Raw genomic sequence first — 18,427 nt, 5'->3', positions numbered from 1 at the left:
CGTCTGAACGCCGAAAGCGCCCTCTCCGTCGTGCGACGGGGAGGGCGCTTCGTCTGCGGCGATCGATCGTGCCGCGTGCTGCAGGCTCTCAGGCCGGAAGCACGAGCCCGCCGTTGCGCCGGTGGGGCAGGCCCGCGAGCGCCGCATCGCGGAGGACCTCCGGCAGCAGGGCCTCCGGGGCATCCTGAAACGTCAACGGGCGCAGGAAGCGACGGATCGCGGATGCGCCGACCGAGGTGTGCAGCGAGGTCGTCGCCGGCCACGGGCCGCCGTGCTGCTGCGACCACGTCACAGCGACGCCCGTCGGCCACCCGCCGAACAGCACTCGCCCGGCGCGTTCCTGCAGCAGCTCCAGCGTCTCGATCGGATCCTCGCCGGGCTCGGCATGCAGGGTCGCGGTGAGGCTGCCGGGCACGGTCTCGAGCGCCGCGTGCAGATCGGACTCCGAGTCGTACCTGACGATGAGCGTCACGGGTCCGAAGCACTCCTCGAGGAGGACGTCGGGCCGTCGGGCGACCGCGCGGGCATCCGTGAGCAGCGCGACCGGTCGCACGCCGTCGACCTCGATGCCCTCAGCGATGACCGAGACGGACGGGTCGTTCTCGAGGTGGGCGAGACCCGACGGGAAGGCCTCGGTGATGCGATCGGTGAGCAGCGGCCCGCCCGATGCCGAGGGAACGGCGGCTGCCACGGCATCCTCGAAGCCCGTGCCTCCGGGCACGAAGACGACGCCCGGCTTGGTGCAGAACTGGCCGACCCCGAGGGTGAAGGACCCGACCAGCCCCTGGGCGAGCGACTCGGTGCGAGCGGCGGCAGCGGCTGCGGTGATCACGACCGGGTTGATGCTGCCGAGTTCGCCGTAGAACGGAATCGGGTCGGGGCGGCCCGAGGCGAGATCGAACAGCGCGCGCCCACCCGACACCGACCCGGTGAATCCGGCGGCACGGATCAGCGGATGCTGCACGAGCGCGTTGCCCGCCTCTCTGCCCGTGACGAGCGCGAGGGATCCTGCGGGGGCACCCGCCTCCTCGAGCGCCGCGGCGACCAGCTCGGCCGTGCGGATCGACAGACGAGGGTGCCCCGAATGCGCCTTCACGACGACGGGATTGCCGGCGGCCAGCGCCGACGCCGTGTCGCCGCCGGCGACCGAGAACGCGAACGGGAAGTTCGAGGCGGAGAAGACGGCGACGGGGCCGAGAGCGGTGAGCATGCGTCGCAGCTCGGGGCGAGGGGGAGCGGCCGTCGCATCGGCATCGTCGATCGTGAGTTCGAGGTACGAGCCCTCCTCGACGACCGTCGCGAAGAGCCGCAGCTGGCCGCTGGTGCGGGCGACCTCGCCCGTGAGACGGGCCGCGCCCAGCCTCGTCTCCTCGTCGGCGATCGCGACGAGTTCGCCGACGTGGGAGTCGAGCACATCGGCCGCGGCGCGCAGCCAGCCCGCACGGTCTGAGGAGGAGGAGCGACGCCAAACCGGGGCCGCAGCGGCGGCGGCGCGGACGATCGCGTCGAGATCTTCGGGGGAGGTGGTCACGAGTGATCCTTTCCAGCGGGGAGGGAGGAGGCGGCCCCGAGAACGGGGGAGAAGCGGATGCCGAGACCCTGGTGCTCGTTCTCGGTGAGGAAGCTGTCGGAGACGGCCACGGGCGAGGGATCGGCCAGAGCGCCGAGCGCGCCGAACCCGGCATCCTCCACGTCCTCGACCAGGGGTTCGGCCGCAGCACCGGGCAGCGTCAGGGCGAGCTGCCCGGAGAGCTCGGGCAGCAGGTGAGGATGCAGGGGCGCGTCATAGGCGGCCGCGAGCTCGGCGATGCGGAGGAACGGGGTGATGCCGCCGACGCGCACGACGTTGGGCTGTACGATCTGAGCGGCACCTGCCCGGAGGAAGTCTTCGAACCGATGCGCAGTGTGCAGGTTCTCGCCGACCGCGATCGGCACATCGATGCGCCGGGCGAGCTCGGCGTGGCCGGCGAGGTCGTCGGCCCGCAGCGGCTCTTCTATCCAGGCGAGGTCGAAGCGCGTGAGTGCGTCGATCGACGTCGTCGCGCGATCGAGATCCCAGCGCTGGTTGGCGTCGATCATCAGACCGCGTCCGGGCCCGAGCAGCTCGCGCACAGCGGACACGCGCTCGACGTCCTCCGCGAGATCGGACTTGCCCACCTTGATCTTGACGGCGTCGAACCCCGCGTCGATCCAGCGTTGCACCTGGGCGAGCAGCTCGTCGAGCGGGTAGTGCAGATTCACGCCCGATCCGTAGGCGCGCACGTGCTCGCGGCGGCGGCCGATCAGGCGCGACACCGAGGTGGCCGCCGCACGCGCCTCGGCATCCCACAGGGCGAGGTCGAGTCCTGCCAGCGCGATCGTCGTGATGCCGCCGCCGCCCGCTTCGTGCAGGTGCTCCCACAAGCCCTGCCAGGCCTCGCCTGGAACGGCGGAGCGGCCCACGGCTGCGAGGGCGATGTCGTGCTCGAGAAGGGAATGCACCGCGGGTGCGCCGATCTGCGGGCTCCACGAGAAGCCCCATCCCTCGGCTCCGTCGGAGCGCACGACATGGGTCGCGATCACGCCGACGGAGGTCACGTCGACAGCCCACGGACGCGTCAGCGGCACTCGCTGCAGACGCGTCGTCAGACTCCGGATGATGGTCACAGCAGTGCGCGTCCTGCCGCGAGGATGCCGGCGAGGCGCGCCTCCTGGGCGGGCGTCGGGTCGACGAGCGGGGCGCGGACGGATCCGACGGCGAGACCGGAGAGGCGCAGCCCTGCCTTGATGAGGGAGACGCCGAAACCAGGGGTCTCGTCGCGCAGTTCGACGAGAGGGCGGTAGAAGCCGTCGAGCAGTGCCAGACGTCGAGCCTCATCGCCGCCGACGTAGGCGCGGTAGTAGGCGTCGGCGATGTCCGGAGCCATCGCGAACGCCGCCGACGAGTAGAGGGGGACGCCGATGCCGCGGTAGGCGCCCTGCGTGAGCTCGGCGGTCAGCAGACCGTTGAAGAAGGCGAAGTCCTCGCGACCCTCCTCGGCGACCGCTCGCACGATCAACTGCATCGCGCCGATGTCGCCGGTGCCGTCTTTGAATCCGACGATCCGCGGATTCGCGACGAGACGACGGACGGTCTCGACCGAGTACTGCGCGCTGCCGCGGTGGTAGACGATCACCGGCAGACCCGCGGCCTCGGCGATCTGCTCGACGTACGCCGCGAGTCCCGCCTGCGTGCCGCCGACGAGGTACGGGGGCAGCACGAGCAGACCGTCGGCTCCGGCATCCGCCGCCGCCTTCGCCACCTCGACCGCGTGGCCCAGCGGGCCGCCGGCTCCGGCGATCACCGGCACTCGACCGGCGACCGCCGCGACGGCGGTGCGGGTCACGGCGGCGGCCTCGCTCGCCGACAGTGCATGGAACTCTCCGGTGCCGCAGGCCGGGAAGACACCGCCGGCGCCGGCATCGACGCCGGTGGAGACGTGCGCCGAGAGCAGGACGTGGTCGATCGTGCCGTCAGCGGTGAACGGGGTCACGGGGAAGAACAGGATTCCATCGAAGTCCATGTCGAGCCTTTCAGGAGATGACCGCCGCGGCTGACGCTGCGGCGAGTTCGGTGCGCCAGGCGCGTGTGGGTCTCCAGCCGAGCAGGCGAGCCGCTTTGGCGGAGGAGAATGCGGGTGCATCGCCTGTGAGCTCGGATGCCGCCCGCTCGGTGCCGGGATGGAACTGCGGCAGCAGCTCGCTCAGGGGGCGGCGGGCGAGCGCGTCGTCGGCGCCGACGAAGAACCGTTCGCCGTTCGGGATGTCCTCGAGGGCGACGAGCAGGGCGTCGGCGAAGGCTGCGACGTCGCGGGCATCGATGTAGTTGAAGAGCGCCGGAGCCGAGAGCGCCGGGTCGTCGAGGCGCTCGAGCACGGTGTGTCCCTGCTGGGTGGGAGCGCCGGCCCATTCCTCGGGGGCGATCACGTAGCACGGGCGGAAGGACGCGAAGCGCACGTCGTCGCCCGTCTGGCGCCGCAGCATGTCGATCGTCTGCTCGATGAGCAGCTTCGACAGGGCGTAGGCGTTCCAGGGTTCGGTGGGTGACGTCTCGTCGAGGGGGAGGCGCTCGGGAGTCCAGCCGCGTGGTGCGCCGTAGCCGATCACCGTCGGGCTCGACGCCGCGACGACGCGATGGATGCCGGCGCGCACCGCTCCGCCGAGCACCGACTGCGCGAGTGCGGCGTTCGTGCGGAGGATCACGTCTTCGGGGGCGCTGAACGGTACGGCGATCGCCGCGAGGTGGATCAGCGCATCGGCTCCCGCGCCTGCGAGCGCCGACTCCGTGGCATCCGCATCGGTCAGATCGAGCGAGAACTGCGTGATCCCCACGCGGTCGAGGTGTGCGGTGGGCTCACGGTCGACCGAGACGAGCTCGTGCCCGGCATCCGCGAGTCCCGTCACGAGCGTGCGGCCGAGCCGCCCGGACCCGCCGGTGACGACGATCCTCATCGGCGTGCGAGCAGGGCGATGCCGAGCTCGTCGACCTTCACGGGGAGCCCGGTCTCGAGCGAGCGGTTGCCCGCGATGCCGACCGCGATGGAGCGGATGCCGTCGGTCCAGTCGGCGGGGCGCGAGAGCGGATCGTCGCCCGGGCCTTCGAACACGTCGGAGAGCAGCAGCTCGTCACCGCCGCCGTGCCCGCCGTCGCCTCCGTCGATCGGCACCTCGTACGCGGCTTCCCAGTGGCGCTGCACGATCAGCCGTTCGCTCTCGGGGCGCAGCGAGGTGGTGCCGTCGCCTCCTGAGAGGCTGGGGTCGATGTGCGGGTGCAGTCCCTCACCGGCCAGCACGGCACCGCGTTCGACGACCTCGAGCTCGACCCGGCCGAGCGTGCCGTTGACCGCGACGCGGTAGCCCTCCCACGGCGAGTGAGCGTTGAGCGAGTACGACATCGTCGCGCCCGACGCGTAGTCGACCACGAGAGCGAGGTTGTCTTCGATCGTGATGCCCTCGCTGAACACGTCGAGGTCGCGCTGATACCCGTCATGCTGCTCGGCGTCGAGGTAGAGCGCGGTGAGGCGCGCGTCGGTGCGGAGGTCGAGTTCGAACAGGTCGCCGTCGTCGTGCGTGCCGCGCGCCGGTCGCTCGCCGAGGCCGCGGTTCGCGGCGTTGTCCGCCCCGTAGAAGCGCAGTCCGCCCGATGCGAAGACGCGGGTCGGCTGCGAGCGGATCCACCAGTTGACCAGGTCGAAGTGGTGGCTCGACTTGTGCACGAGCAGCCCGCCGGAGTTCTTCTTCTCGCGGTGCCAGCGACGGAAGTAGTCGGCGCCGTGGTTCGTGTCGAGCATCCACGAGAAGTCCACCGAGGTGACCTGCCCGATCGTGCCGTCCTGGATCACCTGGCGCAGCGCACTGTTGCGGGGGGAGTAGCGGTAGTTGAACGTCAGCACGACCCGGCGGCCGGTGCGCTCGACGGCGTCTTCGATGCGGGCGGCGCTCGCCGCATCGATCGTCAGCGGCTTCTCGACCACGACATCGACACCTGCCTCGAGCGATCGGACGATCAGCTCGGCGTGCAGGTCGTCGCGGGAGCAGATGATGACCCGATCGATGCGCTCGTCACGGATCACCTGCTCGAGCTCGTCGGGCGTCGCGAGTCGAGGTGCCGTGGCACCCGCCTCGGCGATGCGGTCGGCGTAGTGCGCGGCGCGAACGGGGTTCGGTTCGATGATCGCCACGAGCTCTGCGCGGTCGCGATGCGCACCGAGCATCCCCTCGACGTACATCTGGGCGCGGGCGCCGGCACCGGCGACGGCGTAACGGGTCTTCGTCATCGTGATCCTTCTTGATCTCGAACTCTCAGGAAACGTTTTCTCACCATAACAGGAACAGGGTCGCTGCAAAAGCTCCTCACGGCGATGCCGGCGATGTCAGCCGCGTCGGGGACCGCCGGCCCGTTTTCGACGCGGCGTGGCGGTCGCGCGGGGAAGCGCGCGTCCCGGGGGCTCAGCTCCTGGCGGGGCCGGTGCTCGCGCGCACGACCACCTTCGGCGTGAAGGATGCGGAGGCGACCGGGTCGCCTCCCGTCAGCAGCGCGTGCATGGCCCCCCATGCCAGCCGTCCGATCTCGGCGGCGGGCACGGTCGCCGTCGTGAGCGGTGGCGTGGTGTACGCCGCGAACGGAATGTCGTCGAAGCCCGTGATCGAGAGATCCTCCGGCACGCGGACGCCGCGGTTCGTCACCGCGGACAGCAGTCCCATCGCGACGAGGTCGTTGAACGCGAGCACTGCAGTCGCGCCGCTGTCGATCACGGCGTCTGCCGCGGCGGCTCCGCTGTCGAAGTCGACGCCGGCGGGGATCTCGGCGAACTCGAGGTCGCCGGTCCGCTCGGCAGCCGCGATCGCCCGCGCGCGTGCTTCACCCGATGCGCTGCCGACGACTCCCGAGAGGAAGGCGATGCGACGGTGCCCGAGGCCGCGCAGGTGGGCGATCAGCTCGGTCATCGCGGCCTCGTAGTCGGCGGCGACCGTCGGCACGTCACTCTGAGGGGGGCGGTTGATCACGACGGCAGGCGCGACCGACGGCAGCAGGGCGGAGAGCTCGTTCTGCGGCAGACGCGGGGCGCAGAGGATCACTCCGTCGGTGCGTCGCCGTGTCGTGGTGGCCAGCTCGACCTCGCGGTCGACCTGCTCGGCGGTGTCGGAGATCAGCACGTGGTACCCATCGGTCGCGGCGGCACGACTGACGCCGTGCAGGATCGCCTGGAATGTCGGGTTGCCGAGGTCGGGGATCATGACGGACACCGTCTGCGTCTGCCCGAGCACGAGGCTGCGAGCGAGGGGGTTCGCCGTGTAGCCGAGTTCGGCTGCCGCGGTCCGTACTCGTTCGACGAGGAGAGGATCCACCGTCGGGTTCCCGTTCATGGCGCGGGACACGGTCGAGAGGGACACTCCGGCGAGCTTCGCGACGTCGGTGATGCCTGCTCGGGTGGAGCGTGTCATCCGGATCCCCTCTTCCGCGAACGGTGGCGGATGTGGTCGTATGTGAGAAAACGTTTGCTAGGAGCACTCATGGTCGGGTCGTACCAGGATCGTATCGAGAAGCAGGACAGAGTGGCCCGAGTGCGGCGGGGTGCCGGGGCACCGATCCTGTTGACGTCTCATGAGGCGGTGTCGTGGTACCTCGAGGGGGTGCGCACGCATGTGTCGCTGGCGGGCCCGCCGGTGCTGGCGGTGCGAGCGGACTCTGACGGCGACACGCTGTTCGTCGCGGACAACGAGGCGGATCGTCTGATCGCCGAGGAACTGCTGCCGTCGGATGCCGATCGCATCGTGCGGGTGCCGTGGTGGACTCCGCCGGCGGTCGCGGCGGCGGAGGACGTGCGGTCGTCGTCGGCTCTCGGTGAGGCGGTCCTCGCCGCGGAGCTTCGCGCGGTGAGAGCGCGGATGCTGCCGGCCGAGATCTCACGGTACCGCTCACTCGGTCGCGATCTCGCCCGCGCCGTGACGGATTCTCTGGCGAACGGCATCGGGCCGGCGAGCAGCGAACGGGACGCGGCTTCCGTCGTCGCGACCGGTCTCGTGTCGCGAGGAATCGATCCACTGGTCGTGCTGGTGACCGGAGCGGAGCGTGTGTCGTACAGGCACCCGCTGCCCACGGCCGCTCTGCTGGGAGCGCGCGCCATGATCGTGGTGTGCGGACGCAGGGACGGACTGATCGCGAATGCCACGCGTTGGATCGGCGCTGCCGTCGACGACGAGCCGATCCTCGCAGTGGAGCGGGCGTTCCTCGACGCCTCGGTACCGGGAGCCCGGCTCGACGAGGCGTTCGCCGTCGGATGCGCGGCCTACGGGCGCTTCGGGTTCGACGCCGACGAATGGCGGCGGCACCATCAGGGCGGGCCGACCGGCTATGCCGGACGCGACCCGCGGGCCACGGCATCCACATTCGACGTGCTCGTCGAGAATCAGGCGTTCGCCTGGAACCCGTCTGCGCCCGGCGTCAAGGTCGAGGACACCATGCTGCACAGCGCCGAGGGCTGGGAGATCCTCACCGTCGACGAGCGATGGCCGTCGGTCGAGTACGAGGGGATGCGGCGCCCGACCACGCGCGGCTACTGAATCGCGAGTCGGGTGGGCGTCAGCTCGGTGCGGGTGTGGGCGATCAGCCGCCGGTCGAGCGACGGACGATCAGCTCGGGCGGGAACACGGTCTGCCGCGGGATGCTCTCGGGGTCGGCCGCCTCTTCGAGCACGATCCGCAGCGCGGTGCGGCCGATCATGCGGCTGGGCTGACGGATGGAGGACAGAGGCACCGCAGCTGCGGCGGCGAACGGGTTGTCATCGAAGCCGATCAGTGCGATCTCGTCCGGCACGAGCACACGCCCGCCGGACACGAGTGACTGCAGCAGCCCGAGGGCGAGCAGATCGTTGGCGGCGAACAGTGCATCCGGCCATTCGCGCCGGGGGCGGGTGAGCAGGCGGGCGCCTGCGGCGACACCTTCTTCGACGGTCATCGCGGCGGTCGGCACGACCTCGAGTTCGACATGCACTGCCGCGTTCTCGGCCGCGGCGCGAGCACCGGCGAGGCGGTCGGTGACCTGCCGCATGTCGAAGGGGCCGCCGACGAACGCGATGCGCCGTCGTCCGCCCTCGATCAGGTGTTCGACGGCCAACCGCCCTCCGGCGACGCTGTCGACCGACACCGAGGAGAAGCCGCTGTCTGCACTGAATCGGTCGACGAGAACGGTCGCGATGCCGCTCGCGCGGAACTTGCGCAGCTGCGTCATGACATCGCCGTAGGGGGCGATGAGCAGCCCGCGCACCTGCTGCTCGCGGAAGAGATCGAGATACACCTTCTCGCGGGACGGGTCGTCGTCGGTATTGCCATAGAGGATGGCGATGCCGTGGCTCGACGCCTCGTCTTCAGCGCCGCGCACGACATCGTTGTAGAACGGATTCTGTCCGTCGAGCACCACGAACCCGACGGTCGTGCTCACGCCGGCCCGGAGCTTGCGGGCGGCGTCGTTGCGCACATAGCCGAGTTCTTCGATCGCCTGGGTGACGCGCTCGACCGAGTCGCTCGAGACCTCGTCCGGACGATTCAGGACGTTCGAGACCGTGCCGACAGAGACGCCCGCACGCACGGCGACATCGCGGATGCTGATCGGCATTCGGCTGTCCTCTCGTCGTCGGGCGGATCACGCTTCGGCATCGGGGGTTGACCTGAGGCCGGCATCACATACACTAGCCTGAAACGAGCTTGAATCGATTCAGGTAAGTTCATTCCGATCATCATCCCCCTCAACGGAGAGGAAAGCCAGTGGTAGACGCAGCCTCCGCCCGAAGCGCTCCCCCCACCGCGCTCGAGCTGCATCGGGTCGTGAAGTCCTTCGGCCCCGTCGTCGCACTCCGCTCCGGCAGCCTGACGCTCCGCCCCGGTTCCATCCATGCCCTCATCGGCGAGAACGGCGCGGGCAAGTCGACGATGGTGAAGATCATGGCCGGTCTCTACCGCCGCGACTCGGGGGACTTCCGCCTGCACGGTGAAGACGTCGACTTCACCAGCACCGCCCAGTCGAAGGCTGCTGGCATCGCGGTCATCTACCAGGAGCCGACGCTGTTCCCTGATCTCTCGGTGACGGAGAACATCTTCATGGGCCGACAGCCCACGGGGTTCCTCGGTCGTATCGACCGCAAGGCCATGCGCACCGAGGTCGACCAGATCTTCCGCCGCCTGGGCGTGACGCTCGACCCTGACCGCATCACCGAGGGCCTGTCGATCGCCGACCAGCAGATCATCGAGATCGCCAAGGCGATCTCCCTCGACGCGAGTGTGCTGATCATGGATGAGCCGACGGCCGCACTCAGCGGCGTCGAGGTCGACCGTCTGTTCGCCGTCGCCCGGAGCCTGCGCGACGAGGGCCGCGCCATCCTCTTCATCTCGCACCGCTTCGACGAGGTGTTCGACCTGTGCGACACCGTCACCGTCATGCGTGACGGCGCCTATATCGACACCACAGCCATAGCCGAGACGACGGTCGACGAGCTGGTCCGCCAGATGGTCGGACGCGACGTCACCGAGTTGTTCCCCAAGCAAGAGGCCGTCGTCGGAGAGCCGCTGCTCGAGGTCACGGGACTCACCCGCCCCGGTGTCTTCCACGACATCTCCTTCACCGTGCGTGCGGGCGAGATCGTCGCACTGGCCGGTCTCGTCGGGGCCGGGCGCTCCGAGGTCGCCCGCGCGGTCTTCGGCGTCGACCCGTACGACCAGGGACAGGTGCGCATGCTCGGCACAGGTGTGGCGCGCCGCAACCCGACCGCCGCGATGCGCAGCGGACTCGCGCTCGTGCCTGAAGACCGCCGCAAGCAGGGCCTCGTGATCGACGCGGGCGTCGGCGGCAACATCACGCTCGCCATCCGTCGTCGGCTCTCGAAGTGGGGTCTGATCACCACCGGCATCGAGAACCGAGCGGCGAAGGAATGGGCATCGCGCCTCGAGGTCAAGACGCACGCGCTCGACACCGTGGCATCCACCCTCTCCGGCGGAAACCAGCAGAAGGTCGTGCTGGCCAAGTGGCTGGCCACAGACCCGCGCGTCCTGATCATCGACGAGCCCACCCGAGGCATCGACGTGGGCACGAAGTCCGAGGTGCACCGTCTGCTCTCGCAGCTCGCGGGCGAGGGGCTGGGAATCCTCATGATCTCGTCCGAGCTGCCCGAGGTCCTCGGCATGGCAGACCGGGTGCTGGTCATGCGCGAAGGTCGCATCACTGCCGAGATCTCCCGTGACGACGCCACCAGCGAGAACGTCATGTTCGCCGCCACCCACTCATCGGAGCTGCACGCATGAGCACCATCACCACGGCACCCGCGCCCGCCGCGGCCAAGAAGTCCTTCGGCGGAGTCGGCCGTGCACGGGAGCTCGGCATCCTCGCGGCTCTCGTGCTCGTCGTGATCGCAGCCACGGTGAAGAACCCCAACTTCCTGTTCAGCGCCGACGGGTGGCGAGACCTGCTGCTCACGCCGTCGATCCTCATGCTCGTCGCCGTCGGCCAGGCGATCGTCATCATCACCCGGAACGTCGATCTCTCGGTCGGTTCGGTGATGGGCCTGACGGCATATCTGACCGGACGCCTGTTCGTCGACGTGCCCGGGATCCCGATCGTTCTCGTCGTGATCGCGGCCGTGCTGCTCGGCGCCTTCCTCGGCCTCGTGAACGGCGCGCTGGTCGCGTTCGCGAAGGTGCCGGCGATGGTGATCACCCTCGGCACTCTGTATGCCTATCGCGGCATCAACGTGCTGTGGACCGGCAGCGACCGCATCAACGCGTCCGATATGCCCAAAGACTTCCTCGCGCTCGGCACACAGCAGATCCTGTTCATCCCGGTGCTGTCGATCGTCGCGGTGATCGTGCTCGCCCTCGCGGCCTGGTATCTGCGCAACACCCGCAGCGGCCGTGAGTATTACGCGATCGGATCCGACCCGTCAGCCGCTGAACTCTACGGGCTCAAAGTCACCCGCCGTGTGCTCTCGGCATTCGTGCTCTCCGGTGCGCTCGCCGGACTCGCGGGCGTCTTCTACGCCGCCCGGTACGGGTCGATCAGCTCGCAGGCCGGCAGCGGCTGGGAGCTGGATGCGGTCGGCGCCGCCGTCATCGGCGGGATCGCGATCACCGGTGGAGTCGGCACCGTCTGGGGTGCGGCGATCGGCGCGATGCTCCTGATGACCATCAACCGCGCGCTGCCGATCCTCGGCATCCCCGACTTCTGGCAGCGTGCCGTCGTCGGCGTGCTGATCATCGGGGCCATCGTGCTCGACCGGGTGCTCGCGGTCAGACAGAGACGCCAGCTCATCGAGGCGAGGGACGAATCATGACCACCACGACGACGACGGGGTCGATCCGCGTCATCCGCGAATACGACCGACCGCTCTGGCGGCGCATCTTCATCAACCGCGAGTTCGCGATCATCGCGCTGCTCGTGTTCGTGACCATTGTCGCTGCGGTGTCGATCCGCGGCTTCGCTCAGCCGATCACCGCGAACTACCTGCTGCTCGATGTGGCGCCGATCCTGCTGATCGCACTGCCGATGACCCTGGTGATGATCACGGGCGAGATCGACCTCTCGGTCGGATCCATGGTCGGACTCGCCAGCGTGGTGACGGGCGTGCTCACCGAGTCGGGTGCCCCGTTCGAAGTAGCCGCCCTCGCGGCACTCCTGGTCGGCGTCGTGGGCGGTGCGTTCAACGGCTTCCTGGTGACGACCGTCGGTCTGCCGTCGCTCGCCGTCACGATCGGCACCCTCGCGCTGTTCCGTGGTCTCGCTGTCGGTCTGCTCGGCACCACCGCCGTGACCGACTTCCCCGAGACCTGGACCGCGCTGGCGAAGGCGAAGATCGCCGGCACGACGATCCCGTACATCGTGATCCCGTTCCTGATCCTGTTGGTGCTCTTCGCGGTGCTGCTGCACTTCACGCCCTTCGGGCGAGGCGTGTTCGCGATCGGGCTGTCGAAGGATGCCGCACGGTTCTCCGGTGTGAACGTCGAACGGACGAAGTTCATCCTGTTCGTGCTCTCAGGTGTGGTCGCCGCCTTCGCCGGCATCTTCTACACGCTGCGCTTCGGCAGTGCTCGAGGCGACAACGCCACGGGGCTCGAGCTGCAGGTGATCGCGGCCGTCGTACTCGGCGGTGTGTCGGTCTTCGGCGGCAGGGGACACCTGCACGGTGTCGTCGCGGCGGTGCTGCTCATCGGGGTGCTCGGCAGCAGCCTGCGTCTCGCGGGCGTCACCTCTGACGTCATCAACATCATCACCGGCGGACTGCTGATCTTCTCGGTCGTCGCGGCCAGCGCCCTCGCCTGGGTGCAGCGCGTGCGTGCGAAGGCCGGTCCACCACTGCGCGTAGCGGCCTCTCCCGCACCATGAGGCAGCCTCTCATCGCCGGCATCCGCCCGCGGTGATCATCACGAAAGGAAGAACAATGATGTTTGCACGTAAGAAGATCGCGGGGTTCGCGGCTGTCGCCGTGGCCGCAGCGCTCGTGCTGACCGGCTGCGCCGACACCAGCGGCGGGTCCGGCGGCTCGGGCTCCGGAGCCGAGGGAGGATCTGACAATCTCGCGATCACCTTCCTGCCCAAGAACCTCGGAAACCCCTACTTCGACACTTCGAGCGAGGGCGGCAAGACCGCCGTCGACGAGTTCGGCGGCACGTTCGCCGAGGTCGGACCAGCCGAGGCCACGCCCGACGCCCAGGTCAGCTACATCAACACCGCGACGCAGCAGGCCGTCGGCGCGCTGGTCGTCTCGGCGAACGACCCGAAGGCCATCTGCGACGCGCTGAACGAGGCCCGCGACGCGGGCGTCAAGGTCGTCACCTTCGACTCCGACACGAACCCGGAGTGCCGTGACCTGTTCATCAACCAGGCCGACTCCGAGGGCATCGCCAAGGTGCAGGTCGACCTGATCGCCGACCAGATCGGCGGAGCCGGCGAGGTCGCGATCCTGTCGGCATCCGCCAACGCGACCAACCAGAACGCCTGGATCGACCTGATGAAGGAGTACGTCGCCAGCGAGTACCCCGACATCACGATCGTCGAGACCGTCTACGGTGACGACGACGACCAGACGTCGTTCGACAAGACCGCCGCTCTGCTGCAAAGCCACCCGAACCTGAAGGGCATCATCTCGCCCACCACGGTCGGCATCGCGGCTGCCGCTCGATATGTCTCGACCTCGGACTACAAGGGCAAGGTCGCGATCACCGGTCTCGGCACCCCGAACCAGATGCGCGAGTATGTCGAGGACGGCACCGTCACCGCGTTCGCGCTGTGGAACCCCGCCGACCTCGGCTACCTGGCGGCATTCGCATCGAAGGCGCTGATCGAGGGCGACATCACCGGCGAAGAGGGCGACACCTTCGAGGCCGGCGATCTCGGCGAGTACACCGTCGGCGCCGACGGCGTCGTGCTGCTCGGCGACCCGTTCGAGTTCAACGCAGACAACATCGGCGAGTTCGACTTCTGAGTCGAATCGCCTCGTCAGGGGCGCCGGGGCTTCGGCTCCGGCGCCCCTTCCGTGTGTGCCGGCGATCCGGGAGCCCACGTGTGCCGTCGGCAGCACGCAGACGGAGATGGGCCGTGACGGGACCGGTCAGCGCGGGTCGAAGCGCTCGGGTTCGTGAGTCGCGGCGACCAGGGCTCGCAGCTCCTCGAGGGATGCCGGAGCGGCGCCGAGGGCGCGCGCCTGCACGAGCACGTTGCCGAGGGCAGTCGCCTCGACGGGGCCCGCGAGCACCGGGAGGCCGGTGCGATCGGCCGTCGCCTGGCACAGCAGGCGGTTCAGCGATCCGCCACCGACCAGATGGATGCTGTCGAGCTCGCGCCCGGACAGATCGGATGCCGTCTGCACCGCGTCCGCGAACGCTGTCGCGATCGACTCGACGATCGACCGGGCGAAGGCCGGCCGTGACGACGGCGCGTCCGACCCGAGCAGCGCCGCGATGCGCGCAGGCATGTCACCGGGCGCACTGAGCGACGAGTCGTTCGCGTCGAAGAGCGGCACGTCTCCGGTGACAGCGGACGCCGCGGTCAACAGCTCGGGCAGGTCGATCGACGACCCGTCTTCCGCCTCCCAGGCGCGCACGGTCTCGCTGAGCAGCCACAGCCCCGTCACGTTGTGCAGGAACCGGTAGCGGCGATCGACGCCGAGCTCGTGAGTGAAGTTGGCCTCGCGTGCGGCATCCGTCAGCACCGGCTCGGTCAGCTCGACGCCGACCAGGCCCCAGGTGCCGCACGAGATGTACGCGGACTGCGGAGTCGACAGCGGAGCCGCGACGACCGCGGACGCCGTGTCGTGCGAGCCGACCGCGATGACGGGCAAGTCCTTGCCGATGCGCTCGACCAGGTCGGCGCGGAGCGTGCCGATGGTCTCGCCCGGGTCGACCAGCGTCGGCAGGATGCGCGTCGGGATGCCGACGCGCTCGGCCAGCTCCGTGTCCCACTCGCCCGTCTCGACGCCGAGCAACCCCGTTGTCGAGGCGTTCGTCCGCTCGGCCACGGCCGTTCCCGTGAGCAGGAAGGCGATCAGGTCGGGGATCAGCAGTGCGGTGTCTGCCCCGGTGAGGCGGGCATCGACGCGGTATTGGTAGAGCGTGTTGAACGGCAGGAACTGCAGTCCGTTGCGCCCGTACAGCTCGGCGAAGGGCGCGATCGCATGCACCTCGTCGACCCCGCGCGCCGTGCGCTCGTCGCGATAGTGGAACGGCTCGGCGAGAAGCTCGCCGCCCTTCAGCAGGCCGTAGTCGACGGCCCACGAGTCGATCCCGACGCTCTCGATGCCCGGCTCACGACGTACCGCTTCGGCGAGCCCTTCGACGACATGCTCGTACAGAGCCCCGAAGTCCCAGTGCAGGCCGTCTTCACGCTCGACGGGACCGTTCGGGAACCGCGAGACGAGTTCGAGGTCGAGCCGGCCGTCGCCGATCCGCCCGATCATGACGCGACCGCTGGTCGCCCCGAGGTCGACGGCGGCGACGGACCGCACCGTCATCGCAGGAACGCCGCGGCGACGCCGGAGTCGACCGGAATGTGCAGACCCGTGGTGCGGCTCAGCTCGGGACCCGTCAGCACGTAGACGGCATCCGCCACGTTCTCGGGAACGACCTCGCGCTTGAGGATCGTGCGGTTGGCGTAGAACTGGCCGAGGTCCTCTTCGGCGACGCCGTAGGTCGCGGCGCGGTTCGCGCCCCAGCCGGAGGCGAAGATGCCCGAGCCGCGCACGACGCCGTCAGGGTTGATGCCGTTGACGCGGATGCCGAACTCGCCGAGCTCGACGGCCAGCAGACGCACCTGGTGGGCCTGGTCGGCCTTCGTCGCGGAGTAGGCGATGTTGTTGGGGCCGGCGAAGACGGAGTTCTTCGACGAGATGTAGATGATGTCGCCGCCGAGCTTCTGGTCGATCAGCACGCGGGCGGCGGCCTTCGACACGAGGAACGAGCCCTTGGCCATGACGTCGTGCTGCAGATCCCAGTCCTTCTCGGTGGTCTCGAGCAGCGGCTTCGAGAGCGAGAGGCCGGCGTTGTTGACGACGAGGTCGACGCCACCGAACGCGAGCACGGCGTCGTTCAGAGCGGCCTGGATGGCATCCGCATCGGCGACGTTCGCCGCGACGCCGATCGCGACGTCGGTGTTCCCGAGCTCGGCCGCAGCAGCCTGCGCCTTCTCGAGATCGAGGTCGGCGATGACGACGCAGGCACCCTCGGCCGCGAGACGGGTCGCGATGGCCTTGCCGATGCCGCTGGCGGCACCGGTCACGAACGCGATGCGCCCCTGGTGCGACTTCGGCTTCGGCATCCGCTGCAGCTTCGCCTCCTCCAGTGCCCAGTACTCGATGTCGAACTTCTCGGCGTCGGAGATGGGGGAGTAGGTCGACAGCGCCTCGGCCCCGCGCATGACGTTGATCGCGTTGACGTAGAACTCGCCGGCGACGCGGGCGGTCTGCTTGTTCGCACCGTACGAGAACATGCCGATTCCGGGCACGAGCACGATGAGCGGGTCGGCGCCGCGGATCGCGGGCGACTCTGCGGTCGCGTGCGCGTCGTAGTAGGCCTGGTAGTCGGCGCGGTACTCGGTATGCAGCTCGTGCAGTCGGGCGATCTGCTCCTCGGCGGATGCGGTGACGGGCAGGTCGAGGATCAGCGGCTTGACCTTGGTGCGCAGGAAGTGGTCGGGGCAGCTCGTGCCGAGAGCGGCGAGCTCGGGGGCGCGGTCGGAGGCCAGGAAGTCGAGCACGACGTCGGAGTCGGTGAAGTGGCCGACCATCGGCTTGTCGGTCGATGCGATGCCGCGGATGGTGCCCGCGAGAGCTGCGGCTCGCTCACGGCGTTCTGCTTCGGGAAGGGCCTCGAAGCCCGAGCGGACGCCGCCGAAAGGATCGGCCTTGCCGTTGGCCTCGATGTAGGCCGCAGCGGTGTCGATGATCCACAGCGAGTTCGCCTCGGCCTCCTCCGACGTGTCGCCCCACGCCGTGATGCCGTGGCCCCCGAGGATCGTGCCGATCGCCTGCGGGTTCGCAGCCTTGATCGCGGCGATGTCGAGTCCGAGCTGGAATCCGGGGCGACGCCACGGCACCCAGACGACCCTGTCGCCGAAGATCTTCGCGGTGAGCGCCTCGCCGTCGGCGGCGGTCGCGATCGCGATGCCGGAGTCGGGGTGCAGGTGATCGACGTGTGCGGCGTCGACGAGCCCGTGCATCGCGGTGTCGATCGACGGAGCGGCACCGCCCTTGCCGTGCAGGCAGTAGTCGAACGCCGCGACCATCTCGTCTTCGCGGTCGAGGCCGGGGTAGACGTCGACGAGCGCGCGCATGCGGTCGAGGCGCAGCACCGCGAGGCCCTGCTCCGTGAGTGTTCCCAGATCGCCGCCCGAACCCTTGACCCACATCAGCTCGACGGGCTGCCCGGTGACCGGGTCGGTCTCGGTGCCCTTGGCCGAGGTGTTGCCTCCGGCGTAGTTGGTGTTCTTGGGATCGGCGCCCAGGCGGTTCGACCGCTCGATGAGGGCGGCGGCGGTGGGGTTGCTCATGGCTGTTCCTTGTGCTCGGGAGACGTGGCGAGGATGCGTGCGGCGAAGCGATCGATCGATGCTGTCGCTGCTGCGAGTTCTGGGTGGTTGAGGTGGCCGTGGCGGGTGCCCGGCTCGGTGGAGATGTCGAGGTCGATGCCGGCGTCGCGCAGCGAGGCTCCGAAGGCCTCACCCGAGACGCGCAGCTCGTCGACCTCGCCGTTGATCATGATCGTGGCGGGGAAGTGCGAGAGCTGGGCGGGGGACGCGGTGCCGGGCACGGCATAGACGTCGCCGCCGTCGGCCGGTCCGCCGAGGTAGTTCTCGTACATGCCGCGCACCGCGTCGGGGCCGAACACGTCGGCATCGAGGTCCGCGTCGAGAGCGGCGCGCAGCGCAGCATCCGGGGCTGCCTGCACGGCGTGGAGCGTCGGATAGGCGAGCACCGCGAGCGCAGGGAAGGGCCCCGCGCTGTGGCTGAGACGCAGTGCCGCGCCGGTCGCGAGGTTGCCGCCGGCGCTCGCTCCGCCGATCGACCACGGCCCCTCGGCGAGGCCGGACTCGACCGCCCAGCGGAATGCGGCCTCGACCTCCTCGGAGGCGACCGGGTAGTGCACGCCCTCTCGCTCGGGAGCTTCGGCTGCCGCAGCCCAGGTGCGGGGGAAAGGGGCGAGCGAGTAGTCCACCGACACCACGGCGATGCCGCGGTCGGCGAAGCTCTGCGCGACCCAGTCGGCTTCGGGCATGTCGATCTCGCCCGCGGCGAATCCGCCGCCGTGCACCCAGACGAGTCCGGGGCCAGCGGGGTTCTCCGGCTCGTACACCCGCACGCGCAGCGGGCCGTGCGGTCCGTCGAGCACCTGGTCTCTCACAGGGTCATCCGTTCTGTCGATGGGACGTCGGGGT

The 18,427-nt window shown here is 69.5% G+C and carries 15 protein-coding genes; 5 read left to right on the top strand and 10 right to left on the bottom strand.

Translation table 11 applies throughout. The annotated features are described in order from the left end of the window. Positions 1–88: 88 nt before the first annotated feature. The 6 genes from QMA07_RS07070 to QMA07_RS07045 all read right to left on the bottom strand — a co-directional run bounded on the left by QMA07_RS07070 (position 89) and on the right by QMA07_RS07045 (position 6,963). Positions 89–1,531 carry an aldehyde dehydrogenase (NADP(+)) gene (locus tag QMA07_RS07070; RefSeq protein WP_290160861.1) on the bottom strand — a complete coding sequence of 481 codons (1,443 nt, stop codon included), beginning with the start codon at positions 1,529–1,531 and terminating at the stop codon, positions 89–91. Continuing rightward, positions 1,528–2,646, bottom strand: coding sequence for a mandelate racemase/muconate lactonizing enzyme family protein (locus QMA07_RS07065; RefSeq protein WP_290160860.1), 1,119 nt, complete (start codon positions 2,644–2,646; stop codon positions 1,528–1,530). Before QMA07_RS07065 ends, QMA07_RS07070 begins: the two co-directional genes overlap by 4 nt. Next, positions 2,643–3,542: a 5-dehydro-4-deoxyglucarate dehydratase gene (locus QMA07_RS07060; RefSeq protein ID WP_290160859.1), complete on the bottom strand. Its 900-nt coding sequence runs from the start codon at positions 3,540–3,542 to the stop codon at positions 2,643–2,645. Before QMA07_RS07060 ends, QMA07_RS07065 begins: the two co-directional genes overlap by 4 nt. Before the next feature lie 10 nt (positions 3,543–3,552). Then, the gene (locus QMA07_RS07055; RefSeq protein ID WP_290160858.1) at positions 3,553–4,470 is read right to left on the bottom strand and encodes an NAD(P)-dependent oxidoreductase; all 918 of its coding nucleotides are present in this window, start codon (positions 4,468–4,470) and stop codon (positions 3,553–3,555) included. Then, on the bottom strand, positions 4,467–5,795 hold the full coding sequence (locus tag QMA07_RS07050; protein ID WP_290160857.1) for a Gfo/Idh/MocA family oxidoreductase: 1,329 nt from the start codon (positions 5,793–5,795) through the stop codon (positions 4,467–4,469). Before QMA07_RS07050 ends, QMA07_RS07055 begins: the two co-directional genes overlap by 4 nt. A 172-nt stretch (positions 5,796–5,967) precedes the next feature. Then, positions 5,968–6,963 carry a LacI family DNA-binding transcriptional regulator gene (locus QMA07_RS07045; protein WP_290160856.1) on the bottom strand — a complete coding sequence of 332 codons (996 nt, stop codon included), beginning with the start codon at positions 6,961–6,963 and terminating at the stop codon, positions 5,968–5,970. 69 nt (positions 6,964–7,032) lie between these two features. On the opposite strand from QMA07_RS07045, the gene QMA07_RS07040 reads away from it, so the two are divergent. Continuing rightward, the gene (locus tag QMA07_RS07040; RefSeq protein ID WP_290160855.1) at positions 7,033–8,082 is read left to right on the top strand and encodes a peptidase M24; all 1,050 of its coding nucleotides are present in this window, start codon (positions 7,033–7,035) and stop codon (positions 8,080–8,082) included. A gap of 43 nt (positions 8,083–8,125) precedes the next feature. Here QMA07_RS07040 and QMA07_RS07035 read toward each other — a convergent pair whose 3' ends face one another. Then, complete coding sequence (locus tag QMA07_RS07035; RefSeq protein WP_140036134.1) at positions 8,126–9,133, bottom strand: LacI family DNA-binding transcriptional regulator; 1,008 nt, start codon at positions 9,131–9,133, stop codon at positions 8,126–8,128. 149 nt (positions 9,134–9,282) lie between these two features. On the opposite strand from QMA07_RS07035, the gene QMA07_RS07030 reads away from it, so the two are divergent. The 4 genes from QMA07_RS07030 to rhaS are packed head-to-tail and all read left to right on the top strand — an operon-like array spanning position 9,283 to position 13,985. Then, a complete protein-coding gene (locus QMA07_RS07030; RefSeq protein WP_290160854.1) occupies positions 9,283–10,812 on the top strand; it encodes a sugar ABC transporter ATP-binding protein in 1,530 nt (509 codons plus the stop codon). Continuing rightward, a complete protein-coding gene (locus QMA07_RS07025; protein WP_290160853.1) occupies positions 10,809–11,837 on the top strand; it encodes an ABC transporter permease in 1,029 nt (342 codons plus the stop codon). Before QMA07_RS07030 ends, QMA07_RS07025 begins: the two co-directional genes overlap by 4 nt. After that, entirely contained in the window at positions 11,834–12,886 is a 1,053-nt protein-coding gene (locus QMA07_RS07020) for an ABC transporter permease (RefSeq protein ID WP_290160852.1), read from the top strand. The genes QMA07_RS07025 and QMA07_RS07020 overlap by 4 nt, the downstream gene beginning before the upstream one ends. A 55-nt stretch (positions 12,887–12,941) precedes the next feature. Then, on the top strand, positions 12,942–13,985 hold the full coding sequence (gene rhaS / locus QMA07_RS07015) for a rhamnose ABC transporter substrate-binding protein (RefSeq protein WP_290160851.1): 1,044 nt from the start codon (positions 12,942–12,944) through the stop codon (positions 13,983–13,985). Between the two features lie 126 nt (positions 13,986–14,111). Here the strand turns inward: rhaS and QMA07_RS07010 are convergent, their stop codons facing one another. Genes QMA07_RS07010 through QMA07_RS07000 form a run of 3 tightly spaced genes read right to left on the bottom strand, consistent with a single transcriptional unit; the run spans position 14,112 to position 18,393 of the window. Next, positions 14,112–15,509, bottom strand: a complete 1,398-nt coding sequence (locus tag QMA07_RS07010) for a rhamnulokinase family protein (RefSeq protein ID WP_290160850.1) — start codon at positions 15,507–15,509, stop codon at positions 14,112–14,114. After that, entirely contained in the window at positions 15,506–17,542 is a 2,037-nt protein-coding gene (locus tag QMA07_RS07005) for a bifunctional aldolase/short-chain dehydrogenase (RefSeq protein WP_290160849.1), read from the bottom strand. Before QMA07_RS07005 ends, QMA07_RS07010 begins: the two co-directional genes overlap by 4 nt. Further along, positions 17,539–18,393, bottom strand: coding sequence for an alpha/beta hydrolase (locus QMA07_RS07000; RefSeq protein WP_290160847.1), 855 nt, complete (start codon positions 18,391–18,393; stop codon positions 17,539–17,541). Before QMA07_RS07000 ends, QMA07_RS07005 begins: the two co-directional genes overlap by 4 nt. Between the last annotated feature and the right edge of the window lie 34 nt (positions 18,394–18,427).

The organism is Microbacterium sp. APC 3901 (assembly GCF_030407765.1).
Classification (GTDB): Bacteria; Actinomycetota; Actinomycetes; order Actinomycetales; family Microbacteriaceae; genus Microbacterium.
The sequence above is the reverse complement of the archived record's forward strand: the minus strand, read 5'-3'. Positions and strand labels throughout refer to the sequence as shown.